The following is a 15,679-nucleotide window of genomic DNA, read 5'->3' as shown; positions in this document are numbered from 1 at the left end:
TGTGCGGACCACCCCCCGGAGAGACATGGGGCGGGAGGTTACTTGATGAACGTCAGGGCAATACGACGGGAGCCGTAGTAGGCGTCCATCATGGCTTTGGTGAACTCGCCACCTAGACGCTCGTTGTAAGCCACGTGATAGTTGCCACCGACCAGGTAGACGACAGGCTGCAGCTCACCTTCTGCCTGCAGAATCTGGGCACCGATGGCGCGGCGCTTGGCACCGTCGAGCGTGGCGTCACCTTGGTAGTACAGCTTGGTCATCAGCTGTTCCTGGCTGGTGGCGCAGGCTCCGTTGGTGGGGTTGTTGTAGCTGTGCAGGTTGGTTCCGCAGGGCACGACATTGGCACCGAAGGACCAGACGTTGCTGCCGCCGGACAGACCCAGCAGGATGGCGTCGAAGGGACGGTTCTCGCCCTTGGCGGTCAGCTGGTTGACCAGGTTGTTGAAGTCGATGGGGGTGAAGTTGACCTTCACGCCGACCTTCTTGGCCTCGTCGGCGAATATACGACCGAGCTGCTCACGGACGGTGTTGCCCGCGTTGGTGCTGAGGTTGAACTCCAGGACCTTGCCGGCCTTGTCGACTAGGAAGCCCTGAGCGTTCTTCTTGGTGTAGCCCATCTGGGCAAGCAGCTTACTGGCTGCTTCCGGGTTGAAGGGGTACTTGGGCGCGTTGGCTGCCACAGCGAGCTGCTGCTTGAAGATGGGGTATACGCTGTAGTAGTTCTCGGTGCCCAGGCCACCCAGCGCGAGCTGGATCATCGCCTGACGGTTGGCGAGGTGGCTCATGGCACGGCGGAAACGCACGTCACGGAACAGCTTCTGCTTGGCAGGGTCGCTGGCCTTGTTCCAGTTAAAGACGATCCACTGGCTGGCAGCGGTGGGGCTCTGGTTGGCGATCAGAGTGGCCTTGAGATTGCCTGCGTCAACGGCGCGCTTGATCTGCGCAAGGTCGTCGGCGTTGCGGGGAGCGAAGGCGTCGATCTGACCAGCGAGGAACGCGGCCAGGCCGGCGTTCAGGTCGCTGACGATACGGAAGGAGTAGCGGTCCAGGTAGGGCAGAGCCTGTCCGCGGCTGTCCTTGTTCCACTCACCCCAGAACTTATTCTCGGAGAGCACGGCGCGCTCACCGGCACGGTAGCTGTTCAGCGTCCACATACCGGGGGACACGATTTCGCTGGGGTTGGTGCCCAGGGTCCACATCTTCTTGATGGCTTCGGCGCCGCCGGCACGGTAGGCCTTGCCGAACACGTGGTCGGGCCAGGGGGCGAAGCTCATACGGCCGTAAGCGCCCGAGCTGACCTGCGGGAAGTCGAACTGCAGGGTCATGTTGTCGATCTTCTTGATCGTGATGGGCTTCTTGGTCAGGAAGAACGAGTCGTAGCTATTGCTGCCGACCTTGTCGTCCATGTGGATCTTCATGGTGGTGACAAAATCATCGGCGGTAATAGCCTGGCCGTCGCTGAACTTCATGCCAGGGCGAATCTTCACAACGAAGCGCTTGCCGTTGTTGCTGACGACAGGCTCGCCCGCCGCCATGTAGGGGATGAAGTCGTCGTTGCTGGGATTCTGCATGAACAGACCCGAGGAGCCGGTCGCCATGGTACCGGGGATGCTGGTCGCCTCAGCAGATGTAAACGGGTTGAAGGTCTTGAAATCCGCGATGGTGTAGTCACGGTACTCGCCGCCACGCTTGTTGGCGGTGTTCTGCTCGGCAGTCCAGGCGGCCGGCCAGACAAAGGGGGCTGCAAGGGAGGTGCTGGCGGTCATGGCCAGCGCAAGAAGCAGGGCTTTTTTCATGGAGTCTCCTATAAGACTGGACTGTGTAAGGCCGTAGAGGGCAGAAGCCGACCAGGGATCTACACGAGAGTAATTTCTGAGTTTCCAGCGTGGTCACTATATGAATTGGCCTAGGTTTGGTCAAGGGTGTGTCTTACGATGTGGCCCATGCTCACGGTGGAAATCACTACAATTGTGTATTCATATGCCCGTGAAAGATGCATTCGGTAGCAGGGGCACAGAACACCGCCCGGCTCCATCTGGAGCCGGGCAACACTGAAAAGCGTGACGTCAGCGAGAAATAAACGAGATCAGAAGGGCCAGCAACATAAAAAAGCCCCCCAGCACACTGGTTACGCGTACAAGGCCGCCCTCTACCCCTCGTCCGCCAAGAAGAGAGCCTCCAGACGCCATGCTGGCAGACAGCCCGGCCTGCTTGGGCACCTGAAGCAGCACGAAAAATACCAGCGCCAGGCAGATCAGCGCAAACAGAACAATGAATAGATTCAGGATCATGGGAACCTCTGCGGCACTGCCAGGAGGCTCTGCCCCCAGGTTGCCCGCCTGACTATCGGCGGAGTGCCATACGGTCTGTGATTATACATGGCAGCGTGAACACAGGAGGCAGAGCTTTTCAGCGTTGAGACTGGTTCAAGCCATTTAAGGGCGTTCGTGCGGAACCCGCTGGATATCAGTCGGATACATATCGAGCTTCAGCCTTTCCCATGACAGAACTGTGGGTCAGCGAGCAGACCTGCCCAGAAGTGCCAGACATCAATACCCCCTGCACCCCCCCAGTATTCGGTGGCCATGACCACTGGGGGCGGCATGCATCCCAACGTGGTGCAGACATTCAGCTGTCGTACTGCAACCGGAACTGCTGAATCACAAAAATATAGTGGCCGTTCTCTTGTCTGCAAATCTACGGTTCTGTCCTGAGTCAAAGAAGGAAACCCCCGCACTGCACGGGGGTTTCTGGTCTGGTGCCGGTGAGGGAACTCGAACCCCTACGGTTTCCCGCTCGATTTTGAGTCGAGCGAGAAGTCCCCGCCCGGCAACAGCCCTTGCACACGCACTTTACCACGCCACCTGCGCCCCGTTGAATCCTGGGCGTACGCCGATTGCTGGCGCATGGGCCTGTGCTGGGCCCACCCTCAGGTACCGCGATCCAGGACCGCCACCGCGTCCTCCCACCCCGGCTCGCCCGGCATCGGCAGGCAGGCCCACGTGCGCCCCGTTCGCGCCAGGTGCACCGCAGAGACCGACACGCCCAGGTCCTCGGCCCAGCTCGTGTCCGTGCGGTGCCTGTAGGGTTGCGCACGCAACCTCAAGACAGCCGGCGCGGTCAGCCGGGCCCGCCCGTTCGCCGCCCCGCCGGGACCACCCTTGCCCTTCTTCCGGCCCTTGCCGGCCGCGTCGCGCATGTTGTCCGCGTGACTGCCCAGGAACAGGTGGGAGGGACGAACGCACGCGGGATGATCACAGCGATGGCAGACGTGCACGTCACGGGGCGGGAGCTCGCCATGCGTGAGCAGCCACGCCACCCGGTGGGCGGAACGCTTGTGGGTGCCGCCCGGTCACCCGGACGAGGCCGTACCCACTGTTCACGGTGCCGCCGGTCCAGCGCCAGCAGGCGTCCTCACCCTCGCCTTTTTCCACGTGCGCCCAGAACCGCGCCTCCAGGGCCTCCGGCTCTGACACCTGAAGCAGGTGTGTGAGCGGCGACGCCTGGGAAGGCCGCATCCGCGGACGACCATCAGCGGGGCTCCGCCGGCGGCGGGCGCGTCCGTTGGCTTCCGGTTGGTCTGGACCCTTCTGTCCTGTAATGAGAGACGCAGTCTCGCTGTGGTGGCGCCGGGAAGCAGGAGCGGGAGAACGGCCAGGGGGCATGGTCACATCGTCTATCGGAGGCGGCTGGAGGCACCACCCTGAGCCGACGCCTTTCGCGTACCGCCAGCTTGAGGCTTCTCCCGCTTCCCACCTCCTGGGTTCAGACAGGCGATGACCTTTCGCAGATCGTGGTAAGCAGGCAGAAGGAATCTGCGCTCCTCGGCCCGTGCCGTCACGCTAGAAAGCGCACCTGGATATATGTCGAAAAGTTCACCTTATATATAGGGGTGCTGCAGGAAGTGTCTTTGCGGCGCACCTGTCGATGCCCGAATTCTCGCCGCACAGGACCTCGTGGCAAGTCAGCCATTGCGCTCCAGCGACGCGGACATGTTCCCGGACAGCCCTCTGACACTTTTCCCCTGCTTCCCGTGCATGCCTGCGCGGCCCCTGGCTGACCACATCACCTCGCAGTGAACCTGCGCAGGGACCTGGAAGTCATGAGCCACGGTTGACCGACGGGTCATAGCAAAGCGCCGGCTGAGCGTACGATTCACGGGCTCCTGCACCAGGCTCCCCCCGTGTCCATCCAACCGAACCGCACGGCCCGATCGGCTGTCACACAGCACCGGAAGGTCAGGGCGCTGGGGGCGCGCCGTCCGCAGCGGACACACCTGGGTTGAGGGGCGGGCGCCGACGTACCGTGCGGATGCGCCAGGCCAGGGCGCCGAAGGTCAACAGGGGCGGCGTGGCGGTCAGGGCGCCGCCGACCAGATGATCGGCCCAGCCGACGCGCGGCGCGCAGCTGGCGGTCTCTTCCAGGTCCTTGCCCCAGGCCAGCTCGCGGCCCCAGGTCACCGGCTGCCCTGCGGCGCGTTCAAGCGCGGCTTGAGCCTGGAACGGGCGCAGCCGCTTGCCGGGTCCGATCAGCACGTACCCGGGGGTCTGCTCATGCGGGGTCAGTTCCACCGCCACCAGGCGCCCGGCGCAGCCCAGGCGGGTGACGGCCCCTGGTGGCTGGCGCCCCCCCGGGGTCTCCAGGAAGGGCGTGGAGCTGGAGGTGTCGATGCGCGTGATGTAATACCCGCCGCCGAGGGGCGTGCGGTAGGTGTCGTACCATCCGGTGTCGGTCCCGCGCAGTTCATTCCACCCGGTGGCCAGCAGAAGCCCCAGGAAGAAGGCGAACGACGCCAGGGTGGGCGTGGCCAGGGCGAGCGCCGCGGTGCGCCGCGCGCCGGGCCGGCCGCGGGTTAGGTCCAGGCGACGGCCGCCAGGCCCCCGGCAAAAGCCATGGGACCCAGCAGCATGGGAAGCATCAGCAGCGTTGAGTCCATCAGTCAGCTCCCAGCTTGGCATTCCAGCGGCGCTAGGGATGCTGGACATGAGCTTTCAGAATTCAACACGGTCATCTTCCTCGGCGGCTTCGGTGCTGACCCAGGTGCACTCCACCGGGCGGCCGGCTGGGCCTGATCCACAGAGCGGCCTGTCACCAGACCGGTCTGCCCTACTTCAGGTGCCGCGGCGCAGGCATCTCCCCTCCCCAGTCACGCAGGATGTGCTGCACGGCCTGCACGAATGCCTCGAAGCCCAGAGGCTTGGCCACGTAGGCATCGGCGCCCGCCGCTAGGTTCAGTTCGGCGTCCCGCGGCGCCTCAGAGCTGCTGAACACCACCACCTTCAGGGAGTTCAAGGCCGGGTCAGTGCGGATTTCCTGCAGCACCTCCACGGCATTCCGGCGGGGCAGGTGGGCATCGAGCAGCACCGCCGCGGGACGCGGGCAGTCTGCAAAAGCCCTCTCGCGCTTCAGGAACGCGAGGGCGTCCACGCCATCACGAACGACGTGCAGCCGCACGTCCACATCCGCGACCGCCTCCTGCACCAGCAGCACGTCCCCCTCGCAGTCCTCAACCAGCAGCACCTCAAGCATCGGCGCCGTCCGCCTTGAGCAGCGTGAAGTGCACCGTCGTGCCCACCCCGGGTGTGGAGTCCAGCCACACCTCGCCGCCATTCCGTTCCACGATCTTCCGGACGATGGCCAGACCCAGGCCGGTCCCGTCGTACTGGTCGCGGGTGTGAAGGCGCTGGAACATCCCGAACACCCGCTCCCGATACTCCGGTGGAATGCCGATCCCGTTGTCCCGCACCTGGAAGTGCCAGACCGGCCCCTTATCCTGAATGTCGAGACGCACCTCAGGCACCGTGTCCGGACGGCAGAATTTCAGGGCATTCCCGATCAGGTTCTGGAACAGCTGCGTCAGTTCACGCCCGTCTCCCATCACGGTCGGACGTTCACCGATGGTGATCCGGGCGCCGGAGGCCTGGATGGCCGCGCTCAGGTGGCTCAGTGCCTCGTTGATCGGACTTTCGGTAGCCACGGGCCGCAGCGGGTCACGCTGGGCATTCAGGCGGGAGAACACCAGCAGATCGTCAATCAGCCGCTTGAGCCGCACGGTGCCGCCCGCGACCATGGAGAGGTACTGGCGGCCCCGATCATCCAGCACGTCCGCGTAGCGCAGGTTGATCAGCTCGCTGAAGCTGGCGATGGTCCGCAGGGGCTCCTGCAGGTCGTGTGAGGCCACGAACGCGAAGCGTTCCAGTTCCGCGTTGCTGCGCTGCAGTTCGCGGTTGGCGCCCTGGAGGGCGTCGCGCTGCGCCTGCAGGTTCGCGGCGACCTCCGCACGCTCGAGGGCCAGTGCCAGGGCGGCCGCGCCGCGCCGCAGAAGGTCCCGCTGGCCCCCGGACCATTCACCGGCACCGGCCCGCCAGGCAACCACCGCGCCCGCCACACGACCGTCCGAGGTCAGCACCGGTTCCACCGCACAGGCCAGGCCGTCCAGTCCGGGCGCACGCTCCGGAGCGCCCCCGTAATCCTCCAGGTAGACCGCCCGGCGGGTGGACACGACCCTGGCAAGGACCGGCGTGTCGGCCAGCGAGCGGTCCTCGCGGTCCATGGTCCCCCGGACCAGGTCGGGGACCTCACCCCAGACGGTGATGGCTTTCATGTGCTGCACGTCGACCGGGACCACCATCAGGGCCATCACGTCCAGCGCAGGACCCAGGGTCTCCAGTGCCTGCACGACCACCTCGCCCGGGGACGAGACCACCTGCAGGGCGTCGCCGAGGGCCGCGAGCACCTCGGCCCGTGCCCGCGTCTCCTCGCGTTCCTGTTCCGCGCGGGCGCGGTCGGTCACGTCGATGGCCACCCCGACCATGCCGTTCACCTGACCGCGCTGGTCTCTCAGCGGCTGGTACCAGCTCTCGAGCGTGATCCCCCGCATGGTGCCGATCTCATGAACCTTCTCACCGACCAGCGCGCGCTTCATCGGCTCCAGCACCTGCGGCTGCTGACGGTAGACCTCATGGGCACTCTGCCCGATCAGCTCGTTGGGCTGCCGGCCGAGCGTGGCGAGCGCGGCGCCGTCCGACAGGAGATACCGGCCCTGCCTGTCCAGGGCGAACAGGATCAGGGGCGCACTGGAGACCACCGCCTGTAGCACGGCCGCCAGACGACGTTCCTCGCTGATGATGCGGCCCTCCGGAATCAGCAGGATCACCTGACCCTGGTCACCGAACACCGGCTTCAGGGAAAAATCGATGGTCGCGGCCTGACCGTTCATGTCCAAGATGTCCACGTCATACCGCACGGTCTCACCGGACGCGGCCCGGCGCAGGGCGTCACGCAGCTCCTGAAGCACCTCATCGGAATAGCGCCACCAGGGAGCCGTCCAGAAGGGCCTGCCCACCACGTCCTCGAGGGTCACCCCGGCAAAGTCCAGGGCCGTGCGGTTCGCCTCGATCAGCGTGCCGTCCGGCTCGAGCAGGCCGATCAGCTGGAACTGGCTGTCGAAGATGCTCCGGAAGCGCCGCTCACTTTCCGCCAGCGCGCGCGTGCGTTCCTGCACCCGCTGCTCCAGGAGGGCGTTGAGGTCCTGCAGGGTTCGCTGGGCGTCCACCTGCCCGGTGATGTCGGTGTGAACGCCCACCCACTCCCGGACGCTGCCGTCCGCGTTCAGGACCGGGACAGCGCGCGCGTGGAAGTGCCGGTAGGTCCCGTCCGCCCCCCTGACCCGGTGGACCATCTCGAAGCCGGAGTGGGTCGCCACGGCGCGTTGCCACGCGGCCAGCGTCGGCGCATGGTCTTCTGGATGCAGAGCGTCAGACCAGCCGTACCCCTCGTATTCCGCCTGTGCCTGCCCGGTCAGCGCGGCCCAGCCGGGCTGCTCACCGAGCATCCGTCCCTCGGGGCTGTTCGTCCAGACGGCCTGGCGGGTCGCGTCGACCAGCGAGCGGTAACGCTGCTCCTTGTGGTCGGCTGCCTCATGCAGCTGGGCATTGTCCAGCGCGAGGGCCGCCCGGGCAGCGAGGGCCTGCGCCAGTTCCAGGTCAGCCTCCCCGTACGTGCGGGACGGGTGGGTGGTGGCGAGGCCCAGCACGCCAATATGCCGGCCCTGAACGGTGAGCGGCACGTTGATCACCGAGTGCTGACCCAACGCCAGGAACGCGTCACGAAGGTCACTCTGCGGGAACGCGTCGGCGATGTCAGGCGGAACCACAGGCATCAGGACGGCTTGCCCGGTCTGCAGGACCCAGGCAGGTGAGCCCGATGCCTGTGGATCGTGCGGGAGCCGGGCGAGGAACCAGCGAAGCTGCCCGACCTTCGCTGGATCCGGGTGGGCCGCGGCGGCCACGACCATCCGCCCGGTGTCATCCGGCAGGAACACGGCCGCCCAGTCCGCGACATGCTGGATGGCCAGGGTCGTGATCCGCTCCAGCGTCGCGGTCACGTTCAGGGACTCAGCCAGCGCGGTGCCCGCCTCAGCGAGCAGAGCACTGCGCTGGTGCGCGGCGTGCTCCGCGTCGTACTGCCGGGCGCGCCGCAGCGCCTGGCTGCTGACCTCCGCCAGGGCCAGCAGGTGCCCTTGCCGGTCAGCCTGAATGTCACCCTCCTGCTCGAAGGAGAGGGTCAGGCAGCCCAGGACGAGCCCGTCGGCCATCAGGGGCAGGGCGGCAACCGCGCGGGTGCGGGGCTGCAGCAGGGGCAGCACAGCAACGTAGTCCCGCTGCAGATCATCCAGGGTCGCGAAGATCGGCTGCCTCGCCCGGATGGCGGCCACCCCTGGAAAGCCCTCGTCCGCCGGGAAGCGCTGCCAAGTGAGTTCAAAGGTCTGGTCGTATCCGACCGTTCCCAGCGTGTACAGCGTCGCCTCATCCACCACCCTGATCAGACTCCCCGCGTAGGCGGCCGTGGCAGGCACAACTTGTTGCAGGATGATGGCCTTGACGTCGTTCGCGGTCACCGCCCGCGTGAGGGCCGCCGTGATGGTCTGCAGGCGGCGGAGCCGGTCGATCTCCACGGTCGCCGGAGCAGCGTCTTCGAAGGTCACGACCAGCCCGGCGACCTGCTGATGACCATCGTGGACCGGAGTCACCCGGCCGCGAACGGCATGGGGGCCCTCTGAGCTGATCAGGTCGAACCGCAGGTCACGTTGTGGCTGGTCCCGCCACAGTGCTGCCTCGCAGGCGTCAAGCACTTCACGCGGCAACCCGGGCAGCAGCCCGCTCAGGGATTGTCCGCGGGCAGCGTGAACGTCGGAATTCATCAGTGTGGCCAGGGCGCTGTTGATGTGCAGCACCCGCAACGAGGAATCAGTAAGGACTGCACCGGTCGGGCACAGGTCGAGCAGGCTTTTGATGGACGCGACATCCGCACCCATGCCGGCCAGGGTGGGACGGTCAGGCGGGAGAGGCACAGGACATTCTAGGGCGTATCGAAAGGGAATATTTCAGTGGTACCTTCCAGGGCGTCCCGGCACAGCTCCTGTGACCGAGGGCATGGCCCGGACCTGAAGCTCTGGCGCTGCCTCTCGTTGTCACCAAGGTCCCCCGTGCTCTTCCAGGTGGTACTCCTTCCTCCGGAAGCGGTGTTCAGCCCAGGACCTGCACAGCGGCTGCAGCGGCAGTCGCCTGCTGAACCCGGTCAGCACCTGGTCCTGCTCCGCGGCTCACGGGACACCTTCGCCATGACCAGCGCCGGCGTTCCACCTGTGCGTCGCCTTGCAACCTCCCCGGGGAGGCTTTGTTCTTGCCCCCTTCATCCTGAGGTGCACAACAGGTTCACCCGGGGTACGCGTCATGCTGAAGCCATGAGCCACTCGCCTCCACTCGAGATCGAACGCAAATTCCTGGTTGATCCACAGCGCTGGGCTGATCAACCGCGCGACGCCGGGCAGCTGACCGTGCAGGGCTACCTCAGCCAGGATCCGGAGCACACGGTGCGCGTGCGCCTGCAGGGCGACCGGGCCTGGCTGACGATCAAGGGCGCCACGCAGGGCCTGACCCGCGCCGAGTACGAGTATCCCATCCCGCCGGGTGACGCCGCGCAGATGCTCCGGACCCTAGCCACCAGCGCCCTGAGCAAGCGGCGCTTCCGCGTGACGGTGGGCCGCCACACCTGGGATGTCGACGAATTCGGCGGGTCGCTCTCTGGCCTGATCCTGGCGGAAGTTGAGCTTGAGCGCGAAGACGAGGCCTTCGAGCGCCCCGACTGGCTGGGTGAGGAGGTCAGCTTCGACCCGCGTTACTTCAACTCGGCGCTGGCCAGGGCTGGAACCGTTCCGCAGCGCTGAAGCAGCGGAGGCCTGGAGCACCCCTCGTCAGGGCCAGCGCTGAGATTGCCTGCGAAGGGCGCCTTTGGATCTCGAGGTGAACGTGACTCCGCGTTGGCTCAGGAGGTTATGCAACAAGCAACTCGAAATGCCCCTGACGTCAACTTGGGGTATCCCGGAAATAATTGCGGATAGCAGGTGGCCCCATGCAACCTTAAGCGCACTGGTTCAGGCCTCAGGCGGAGGGTGGCGATCACATGAACCGCCGCCCTCCGCCTGGGCACCGCGCTACCCTCCTGAGCATGGCTGCACCTCGCTCTTCCGCCGCGCTGCGCACCCGTGCCACACCAACCCACACCGACCTGGCCGAACTGCCATTCGAGCGGGCCTGCGCCGAGATCGCTATGCGTCACCACCTGAGTGAGCCGCACGCTTTCCAGCTGGCCCCCGGGGGCGCCACCCACCTGGTGCGGCTCTCGGATGGCCAGGCACTCTGTGGCCGTGGTCCTCAGGTCTACGCTGATGCGCCTCAGGTGACGGGACCGCTGAGCTGCCGCGCCTGCGTGCAGGCGGTGGCCCGGCGCCTGAAAAGCAGCCTGGGCCGCCGCGCCGCGCGCCACACACCCACCCGCTAAATCGCCCTTTCCCTCCACAACCCGTGTACTTACTGTCATCGGTGGCCACGCTGATGAAGGTCAGTCCAGGAATGAACGAGGCGTTGAAAAAGCACCTCGCGAGTGGAGCGTCGTGACGTGAGTCTGGTCAGGCACGTGGCTTTGACCGTTCCACCGCTCCTGGCACGGACGAAGCCCAGCCGGTCAAAAAGGAATCAGCAGATGAAGCAGTTGCCGGTACTCGTCGGAGGCGGGATTCGCATGACGGGTCGCCGCCCGGGCAGCCAATGCCCGGAATATTTCCTCGGTAGGCAGCTGGATGCTGGTGATGGTCAGCCTGTGGTCCCCAGGAAGATGAACTGTAGCAGCGGGCACGCTCATGCGGAAAGCGGGCACACCAGGTGCCCTCCGGGGCCACAAGCGTAAAGACGAAGAAAGCAGGCACGTGGCTGCCATTCTGCACCAGCGCCCAGGGCGGCAAGTCCCTGAATCGCACGGGCAGCAGTCTCCACCTTGGGCAGTTACAGGCCTGAAAGTGGACAACTTTCGCCTGCCCAGCAGCGCTCCAGACTCATCTCCCCCACCGATCCTGGCTGCGCAAACGCCTCAGGCAGGACCGGTGGAGAAGCAGAAGCTGCAGAGGAGCCCTGGAGGGCGCGCCGCTCTTCCCGCGCTCAAGCGGATTCGCGGTGGGCTCAGGCTCGAACCGGGCATTGCCGTCACCACCCCACAGCTCATGCTCTGGCGCGAGATAGTGTGACCATGCTTCCGCACCGTCTGATCGTGGTGGGCGCCTCCGCCGGCGGCACCCAGCCCCTGATCGACCTCGCCACCCACCTGCCCGCAGACTTCCCTGCGGCCATCTGCATCGTCACGCACATCCCGGCCTACACGCCCAGCCACCTGCCTGAAATTCTGAACCGGGCCGGACCACTCCCCGCCACGCATGCCCAGGACGGCGAGCCGATCCGACCTGGACACATCTACTGCGCCCCGGCCGAGCACCACCTGCTGACCGAGCATGGCTGCCTGCTCGTCCGCAAAGGCCCCAAGGAAAATCGTGCGCGCCCCGCTGTGGATGTCCTGTTCCGCTCTGCGGCGTACAGCGAGGGACCCAATGCGATCGGCGTGGTGCTCAGTGACATGCTCGACGACGGCACTTCCGGCCTGTGGAGCATCAAGCATTTTGGCGGCACCACCGTGGTGCAGGACCCGAAAGACGCCGAGCACGACTCAATGCCGCAAAGCGCCCTGACGCGGGTGGAGGTGGACCATGTCGTGCGCGTCGCAGACCTGGCGGCACTGCTCGACCGCCTGGCCCGTAACGTGCCCCGGCAGGCCGCCGCGGTGGACGACGCGACACGGGAGCGCACCAGGCGCGAGGTGCGGATCGCGCGCAGCGACAACGCGTTCCGGCAGGGCGTGATGGAGTTCGGGAAGGTGACCCCACAGACCTGCCCGGAGTGCGGCGGAGTGCTGGTGCAGATCAGCGAGAGCGGCTTCACCCGCTACCGCTGTCATACCGGACACGCGTACACCGGCGATACGCTGCTGGTGAGCGTCACCGAGCACATTGAGGAGACGCTATGGGCGACCTGCGCACTGTGGAAGAAGGCGTGATGCTGCTGGAGAATACCGGGACGGAACTTGCCGCGGCCGGCCACGTGCGCCTCGCGGAGGCGTACCGTCACAAAGCCCAGGAACTCGAGAGACGCTCCCGCCTGCTATTCACGGACGTGATGGAGAACGAGACCCTCAGCCGGGACCAGGTGGACTCGGATACGCACCGTACAGAGGGGTGACCCCTCAGCCGCCCGCAACCGGCACGGCGACGCTGAAAGGGCACGGACAGGTCCCTCCGGTCGATGCCCAGGCTGAGCCGAGGTGGAATCAGCGTGGGAGCTGAGACCACAAGGGGCGCCGCACGGGTGGCGGCCTGATACATCGGATGCAGTGGTCCCGGCTGGGGGCCATAGGCCTGGTTGTATGCCTGCGGGGACAGCCACCGGGCACCCTGGAGGTCGCCGGCATCCGGCACCCGGCGCCAGGTGTCAGCCTGCCGGTCAATCACGCCCACGCCCTCCGCCGAGCGCACGTACACCCGGTCGCCCTGAACGGTGAGTTCGTCGGCGTACATCAGCCGGGGCCGCTCCTCACCGTCAGTCTTCGCGGGCCCGACCACGAACGACTCATCCGGCGGAATTCGCGCGATCAGGGTGCACCCCGGGCTGACCGGCACGTTCTTGTAGCCGACGCTGGTATCCACGCCTGCACGGACCACGTACCGGTATTCGAGTGAGGCCGCGAAGCCGTACGCCAGGCTGGCGATCCAGGGGAGGAACAGGGCCACGACTACCGCGGCGTGCGCCCGCGGGTCAGACCGCGTCAGCCAGCGCACCAGTGCCCAGCAGCCGAGCCCCAGGAGCCCGAAGGCGAGCAACTGGATCAGACCCAGAATGAACAGCATGCTTCAGCGTGGCTGCTCAAGGGCAGCCAGACGTCCCAGCCGAGGGGATCCAGCCTGTCCTCACGGCGAAGGCCGCGGCCCCGGTGCAGTGCACAGGACCCTCGCTGGAAGCGCCCCTTCCGGCAGTGTGCGCGCGGGAGCACGCCCTTCGGGGACAGACGGGACAAGCGGCGCACCATTACCGAAGTTCCTGTCTCACCCCTCCCGACCATTTCACGGCGGATATGCCGCAGCTCAGGTGTCCAGATCCGCTTTCCTGATGGGCGTCAGGAAGCGCACGGCACCCGGCACGATGCTCGCCGTGAAGGGGGTCGTCTCCACGTGCAGCTCGCCGTCGTATTGCAGGGGAAAAGGATCGTCCGCCTCGACCGTCACCGTCTTGGCATCCAGGGTCTCCAGGTTCCCACTGAACATGGGATCTCCGAGATTCAGCTTGGCCCGAACCGAGTCAATGAGGTTGGGCACGAGACGCAGGATGTTCCCAGCCTTGATCAGCACCACCGTGAACTTGCCGTCGCTGGGACTGATGTCCGACGTGATCGGCAGGCGGTAATTGGCCATGCCGAAGTTCGCGACCATCACCCCGATGCCCTCGAAGGAGCGGGGCTCGCCATCAATGACGAGGTGGAAGGTGGTCTTGCTGGGATTGATCTGGCGCATCGCGCTCATGATGTACGCGAGTTCACCGTACTTCTCTTTGAGGTCTTCAGAGTCGCGGATCATCGCCGCGTCCGCTCCCGCGCCAGCGAGCATGGCGAAGCCGCTTTTCTCGCCTTTGACCTCAATCTCGCCCAGGTCCACCCGCACCGTGTGGCCTCCCGCCAGAACGGCCGCCAGTTCAACAGGGTCGTCCGGCAGATCGAGGTTCCTGGCGATCAGGTTGGCGGTGCCCGCCGGGTACGCGAGGATGGGCACGTCTTTATAACGCGCGGCGTACGCCAGGCTGCTCACCGTCCCGTCACCGCCCGCTCCGACCAGCAGATCGAAGTTCTTCAGATCGGCCACGTATTCGCTCATCGGCGTGTCCTTGACCAGTTCACGCTCAGTGACTTCGGCCCCGGCCTGCCGGACCAAGCGGACGAAATCGGGGAGGGCACTCTCTCCCTGGCCACTTTTGGGATTGAAGACCAGCAGCACCCGCTTGCCTGCCAGGGTGGAGAGGGAATCAGGGGCAACCGCAGCGGAAGTGGATGGATCGGTCATAAGTAACCCATTCATAGGCCAGAAGGGAAGCTGGCCGTGGTGGACGACTTCTGTGCTTCTTTAGGGTTCACGGATCCCAGGGGCCTCCGGGCCTTCTCGGGCACCCCAGAAACGTCATCCTGAACCTGATTCCTGCACCGCCTTCAAAGCGGCCCAGAAGACCCTCTGCACCCAACACGGCTTCAAGCTCCGCCATCAGGACCCGGTAGGGCCCCGCCTGCGCCACTTCGCCCATCAGCCCCAGACGCCAGATCTGCCCGGCGGTGTGTCCGATGCCTCCTCTACGAAAGGCGCAAATCCCAGAGGAGCCGAGGTCTCACCCACGGCCTGCCCACGGCAGTGCCTGCGTACGTCATGGGGCAGGCCTCGCCCTGTCCTGGGTGGTGTCATCCTTTCAGGCACGGTGTGAGCTGTGCGTCATCCCGCCACGGCCTGCAGCACACGGCGCTTTACCTCCTCTGCGCCGGCCTCGGCGTCCAGACCTGGTGTCAGTGCGTCCACCTCCACGACCGTGCCTTCGGGGAGGGCCCCCCTGAGGTACGTCACGGCCGAGAGGACCTCCTCGCGGTATACCGCTAGACGCTTCTCCACCGATTCAGGCGTGTCGTCCTCCCGGCCCCGGTGCAGCAGGCGCCGCATCACCTCGTTGTCGATCAGTTGAAGGTGCACCACCTTCAGGACAGGAAAGTCCAGCGAATCCAGGGGCCGGAGGAGGTGCTCCGCCGCGCCCACCTGCCGGGGATATCCATCCAGCGCCCAGCGCCCACCGCGCTTCGCGCAGGCGCCCGTCGTGCAGGGCACGCTTGCTGCGCATGGTGGGTTCACCAGTGGCGTCTGTGGCGCGTCATGGGTCAGGTTGGTCTTGAGGGTCGGTGATGGACCGAGGACCATCAGCTCTCCCCTGGGTGCATGAACGCGCAACTCCAGCATCTGGTGGGTATCCCCCATACGAAGAGCCCCCGGTGTCCGCAGAACTGCACCACCGTGACCCTGGTGCGTGCAGGGACACCCAAAGAGGTTGCAGATGCACAACGGAGAGACGGAGCTCCCGTGATGCTGCTCATGGTGGGTTCACCGCTCATGCCTGGCGACTGGTGGGCTGAGCTGGAGACAGCCCATCCACGCAGACATGCGATGAGCGGAACAACGCGGCTGAGTGCCATGCCCGGGTTGCGCTTCTTCCCG

The 15,679-nt window shown here is 65.9% G+C and carries 13 protein-coding genes and 1 tRNA gene; 3 read left to right on the top strand and 11 right to left on the bottom strand.

The genetic code is table 11. The features are described from left to right. Positions 1–38: 38 nt before the first annotated feature. The 7 genes from IEY49_RS05635 to IEY49_RS05605 all read right to left on the bottom strand — a co-directional run bounded on the left by IEY49_RS05635 (position 39) and on the right by IEY49_RS05605 (position 9,355). Positions 39–1,799, bottom strand: a complete 1,761-nt coding sequence (locus IEY49_RS05635) for an ABC transporter substrate-binding protein (protein ID WP_189005398.1) — start codon at positions 1,797–1,799, stop codon at positions 39–41. A 270-nt stretch (positions 1,800–2,069) separates the two neighbouring features. Continuing rightward, positions 2,070–2,294 carry a preprotein translocase subunit SecG gene (secG, locus tag IEY49_RS05630; RefSeq protein ID WP_189005396.1) on the bottom strand — a complete coding sequence of 75 codons (225 nt, stop codon included), beginning with the start codon at positions 2,292–2,294 and terminating at the stop codon, positions 2,070–2,072. A 465-nt stretch (positions 2,295–2,759) separates the two neighbouring features. Then, positions 2,760–2,871: transfer RNA gene (locus IEY49_RS05625), tRNA-OTHER, on the bottom strand. A gap of 61 nt (positions 2,872–2,932) precedes the next feature. Then, positions 2,933–3,322 carry an HNH endonuclease gene (locus tag IEY49_RS21865; protein WP_189005394.1) on the bottom strand — a complete coding sequence of 130 codons (390 nt, stop codon included), beginning with the start codon at positions 3,320–3,322 and terminating at the stop codon, positions 2,933–2,935. 919 nt (positions 3,323–4,241) lie between these two features. After that, on the bottom strand, positions 4,242–4,988 hold the full coding sequence (locus IEY49_RS05615; protein ID WP_189005392.1) for a hypothetical protein: 747 nt from the start codon (positions 4,986–4,988) through the stop codon (positions 4,242–4,244). A gap of 121 nt (positions 4,989–5,109) precedes the next feature. Beyond that, on the bottom strand, positions 5,110–5,532 hold the full coding sequence (locus IEY49_RS05610; RefSeq protein ID WP_189005390.1) for a response regulator: 423 nt from the start codon (positions 5,530–5,532) through the stop codon (positions 5,110–5,112). Continuing rightward, on the bottom strand, positions 5,525–9,355 hold the full coding sequence (locus IEY49_RS05605; RefSeq protein WP_189005388.1) for a PAS domain-containing protein: 3,831 nt from the start codon (positions 9,353–9,355) through the stop codon (positions 5,525–5,527). The genes IEY49_RS05610 and IEY49_RS05605 overlap by 8 nt, the downstream gene beginning before the upstream one ends. Before the next feature lie 393 nt (positions 9,356–9,748). Between IEY49_RS05605 and IEY49_RS05600 the strand changes: the two genes are divergently transcribed. Further along, entirely contained in the window at positions 9,749–10,231 is a 483-nt protein-coding gene (locus tag IEY49_RS05600; protein WP_189005386.1) for a CYTH domain-containing protein, read from the top strand. Positions 10,232–10,512: 281 nt separating this feature from the next. After that, positions 10,513–10,845 carry a hypothetical protein gene (locus IEY49_RS05595; RefSeq protein ID WP_229780657.1) on the top strand — a complete coding sequence of 111 codons (333 nt, stop codon included), beginning with the start codon at positions 10,513–10,515 and terminating at the stop codon, positions 10,843–10,845. A 183-nt stretch (positions 10,846–11,028) separates the two neighbouring features. Here IEY49_RS05595 and IEY49_RS21370 read toward each other — a convergent pair whose 3' ends face one another. Continuing rightward, positions 11,029–11,205, bottom strand: a complete 177-nt coding sequence (locus IEY49_RS21370) for a hypothetical protein (protein ID WP_229780656.1) — start codon at positions 11,203–11,205, stop codon at positions 11,029–11,031. Between the two features lie 381 nt (positions 11,206–11,586). Here IEY49_RS21370 and IEY49_RS05585 point away from each other — a divergent pair, with 381 nt between their 5' ends. After that, a complete protein-coding gene (locus IEY49_RS05585; protein WP_229780655.1) occupies positions 11,587–12,444 on the top strand; it encodes a chemotaxis protein CheB in 858 nt (285 codons plus the stop codon). A 67-nt stretch (positions 12,445–12,511) separates the two neighbouring features. Here the strand turns inward: IEY49_RS05585 and IEY49_RS05580 are convergent, their stop codons facing one another. From IEY49_RS05580 to IEY49_RS05570, 3 genes are all read right to left on the bottom strand, one after another. Continuing rightward, a complete protein-coding gene (locus IEY49_RS05580) occupies positions 12,512–13,291 on the bottom strand; it encodes an alpha-crystallin domain-containing protein (RefSeq protein WP_189005382.1) in 780 nt (259 codons plus the stop codon). A gap of 234 nt (positions 13,292–13,525) precedes the next feature. Continuing rightward, positions 13,526–14,494: a diacylglycerol/lipid kinase family protein gene (locus IEY49_RS05575; protein ID WP_189005380.1), complete on the bottom strand. Its 969-nt coding sequence runs from the start codon at positions 14,492–14,494 to the stop codon at positions 13,526–13,528. 417 nt (positions 14,495–14,911) lie between these two features. Further along, a complete protein-coding gene (locus tag IEY49_RS05570; RefSeq protein ID WP_189005378.1) occupies positions 14,912–15,442 on the bottom strand; it encodes an adenylate kinase family protein in 531 nt (176 codons plus the stop codon). Positions 15,443–15,679: the final 237 nt, after the last annotated feature.

Origin of the sequence: Deinococcus malanensis, from assembly GCF_014647655.1 — a bacterium.
Lineage (GTDB): Bacteria > Deinococcota > Deinococci > Deinococcales > Deinococcaceae > Deinococcus > Deinococcus malanensis.
This window is presented reverse-complemented; position numbering and strand designations above follow the sequence as displayed.

Excerpts from the sequence above, each read along its gene's own strand:
- IEY49_RS05635 (WP_189005398.1), bottom strand. The coding sequence starts at position 1,799 with ATGAAAAAAGCCCTGCTTCTTGCGCTGGCCATGACCGCCAGCACCTCC.
- secG (WP_189005396.1), bottom strand. The coding sequence starts at position 2,294 with ATGATCCTGAATCTATTCATTGTTCTGTTTGCGCTGATCTGCCTGGCG.
- IEY49_RS05615 (WP_189005392.1), bottom strand. The coding sequence starts at position 4,988 with ATGTCCAGCATCCCTAGCGCCGCTGGAATGCCAAGCTGGGAGCTGACT.
- IEY49_RS05610 (WP_189005390.1), bottom strand. The coding sequence starts at position 5,532 with ATGCTTGAGGTGCTGCTGGTTGAGGACTGCGAGGGGGACGTGCTGCTG.
- IEY49_RS05600 (WP_189005386.1), top strand. The coding sequence starts at position 9,749 with ATGAGCCACTCGCCTCCACTCGAGATCGAACGCAAATTCCTGGTTGAT.
- IEY49_RS05595 (WP_229780657.1), top strand. The coding sequence starts at position 10,513 with ATGGCTGCACCTCGCTCTTCCGCCGCGCTGCGCACCCGTGCCACACCA.
- IEY49_RS21370 (WP_229780656.1), bottom strand. The coding sequence starts at position 11,205 with ATGAGCGTGCCCGCTGCTACAGTTCATCTTCCTGGGGACCACAGGCTG.
- IEY49_RS05585 (WP_229780655.1), top strand. The coding sequence starts at position 11,587 with ATGCTTCCGCACCGTCTGATCGTGGTGGGCGCCTCCGCCGGCGGCACC.
- IEY49_RS05580 (WP_189005382.1), bottom strand. The coding sequence starts at position 13,291 with ATGCTGTTCATTCTGGGTCTGATCCAGTTGCTCGCCTTCGGGCTCCTG.
- IEY49_RS05575 (WP_189005380.1), bottom strand. The coding sequence starts at position 14,494 with ATGACCGATCCATCCACTTCCGCTGCGGTTGCCCCTGATTCCCTCTCC.
- IEY49_RS05570 (WP_189005378.1), bottom strand. The coding sequence starts at position 15,442 with ATGGGGGATACCCACCAGATGCTGGAGTTGCGCGTTCATGCACCCAGG.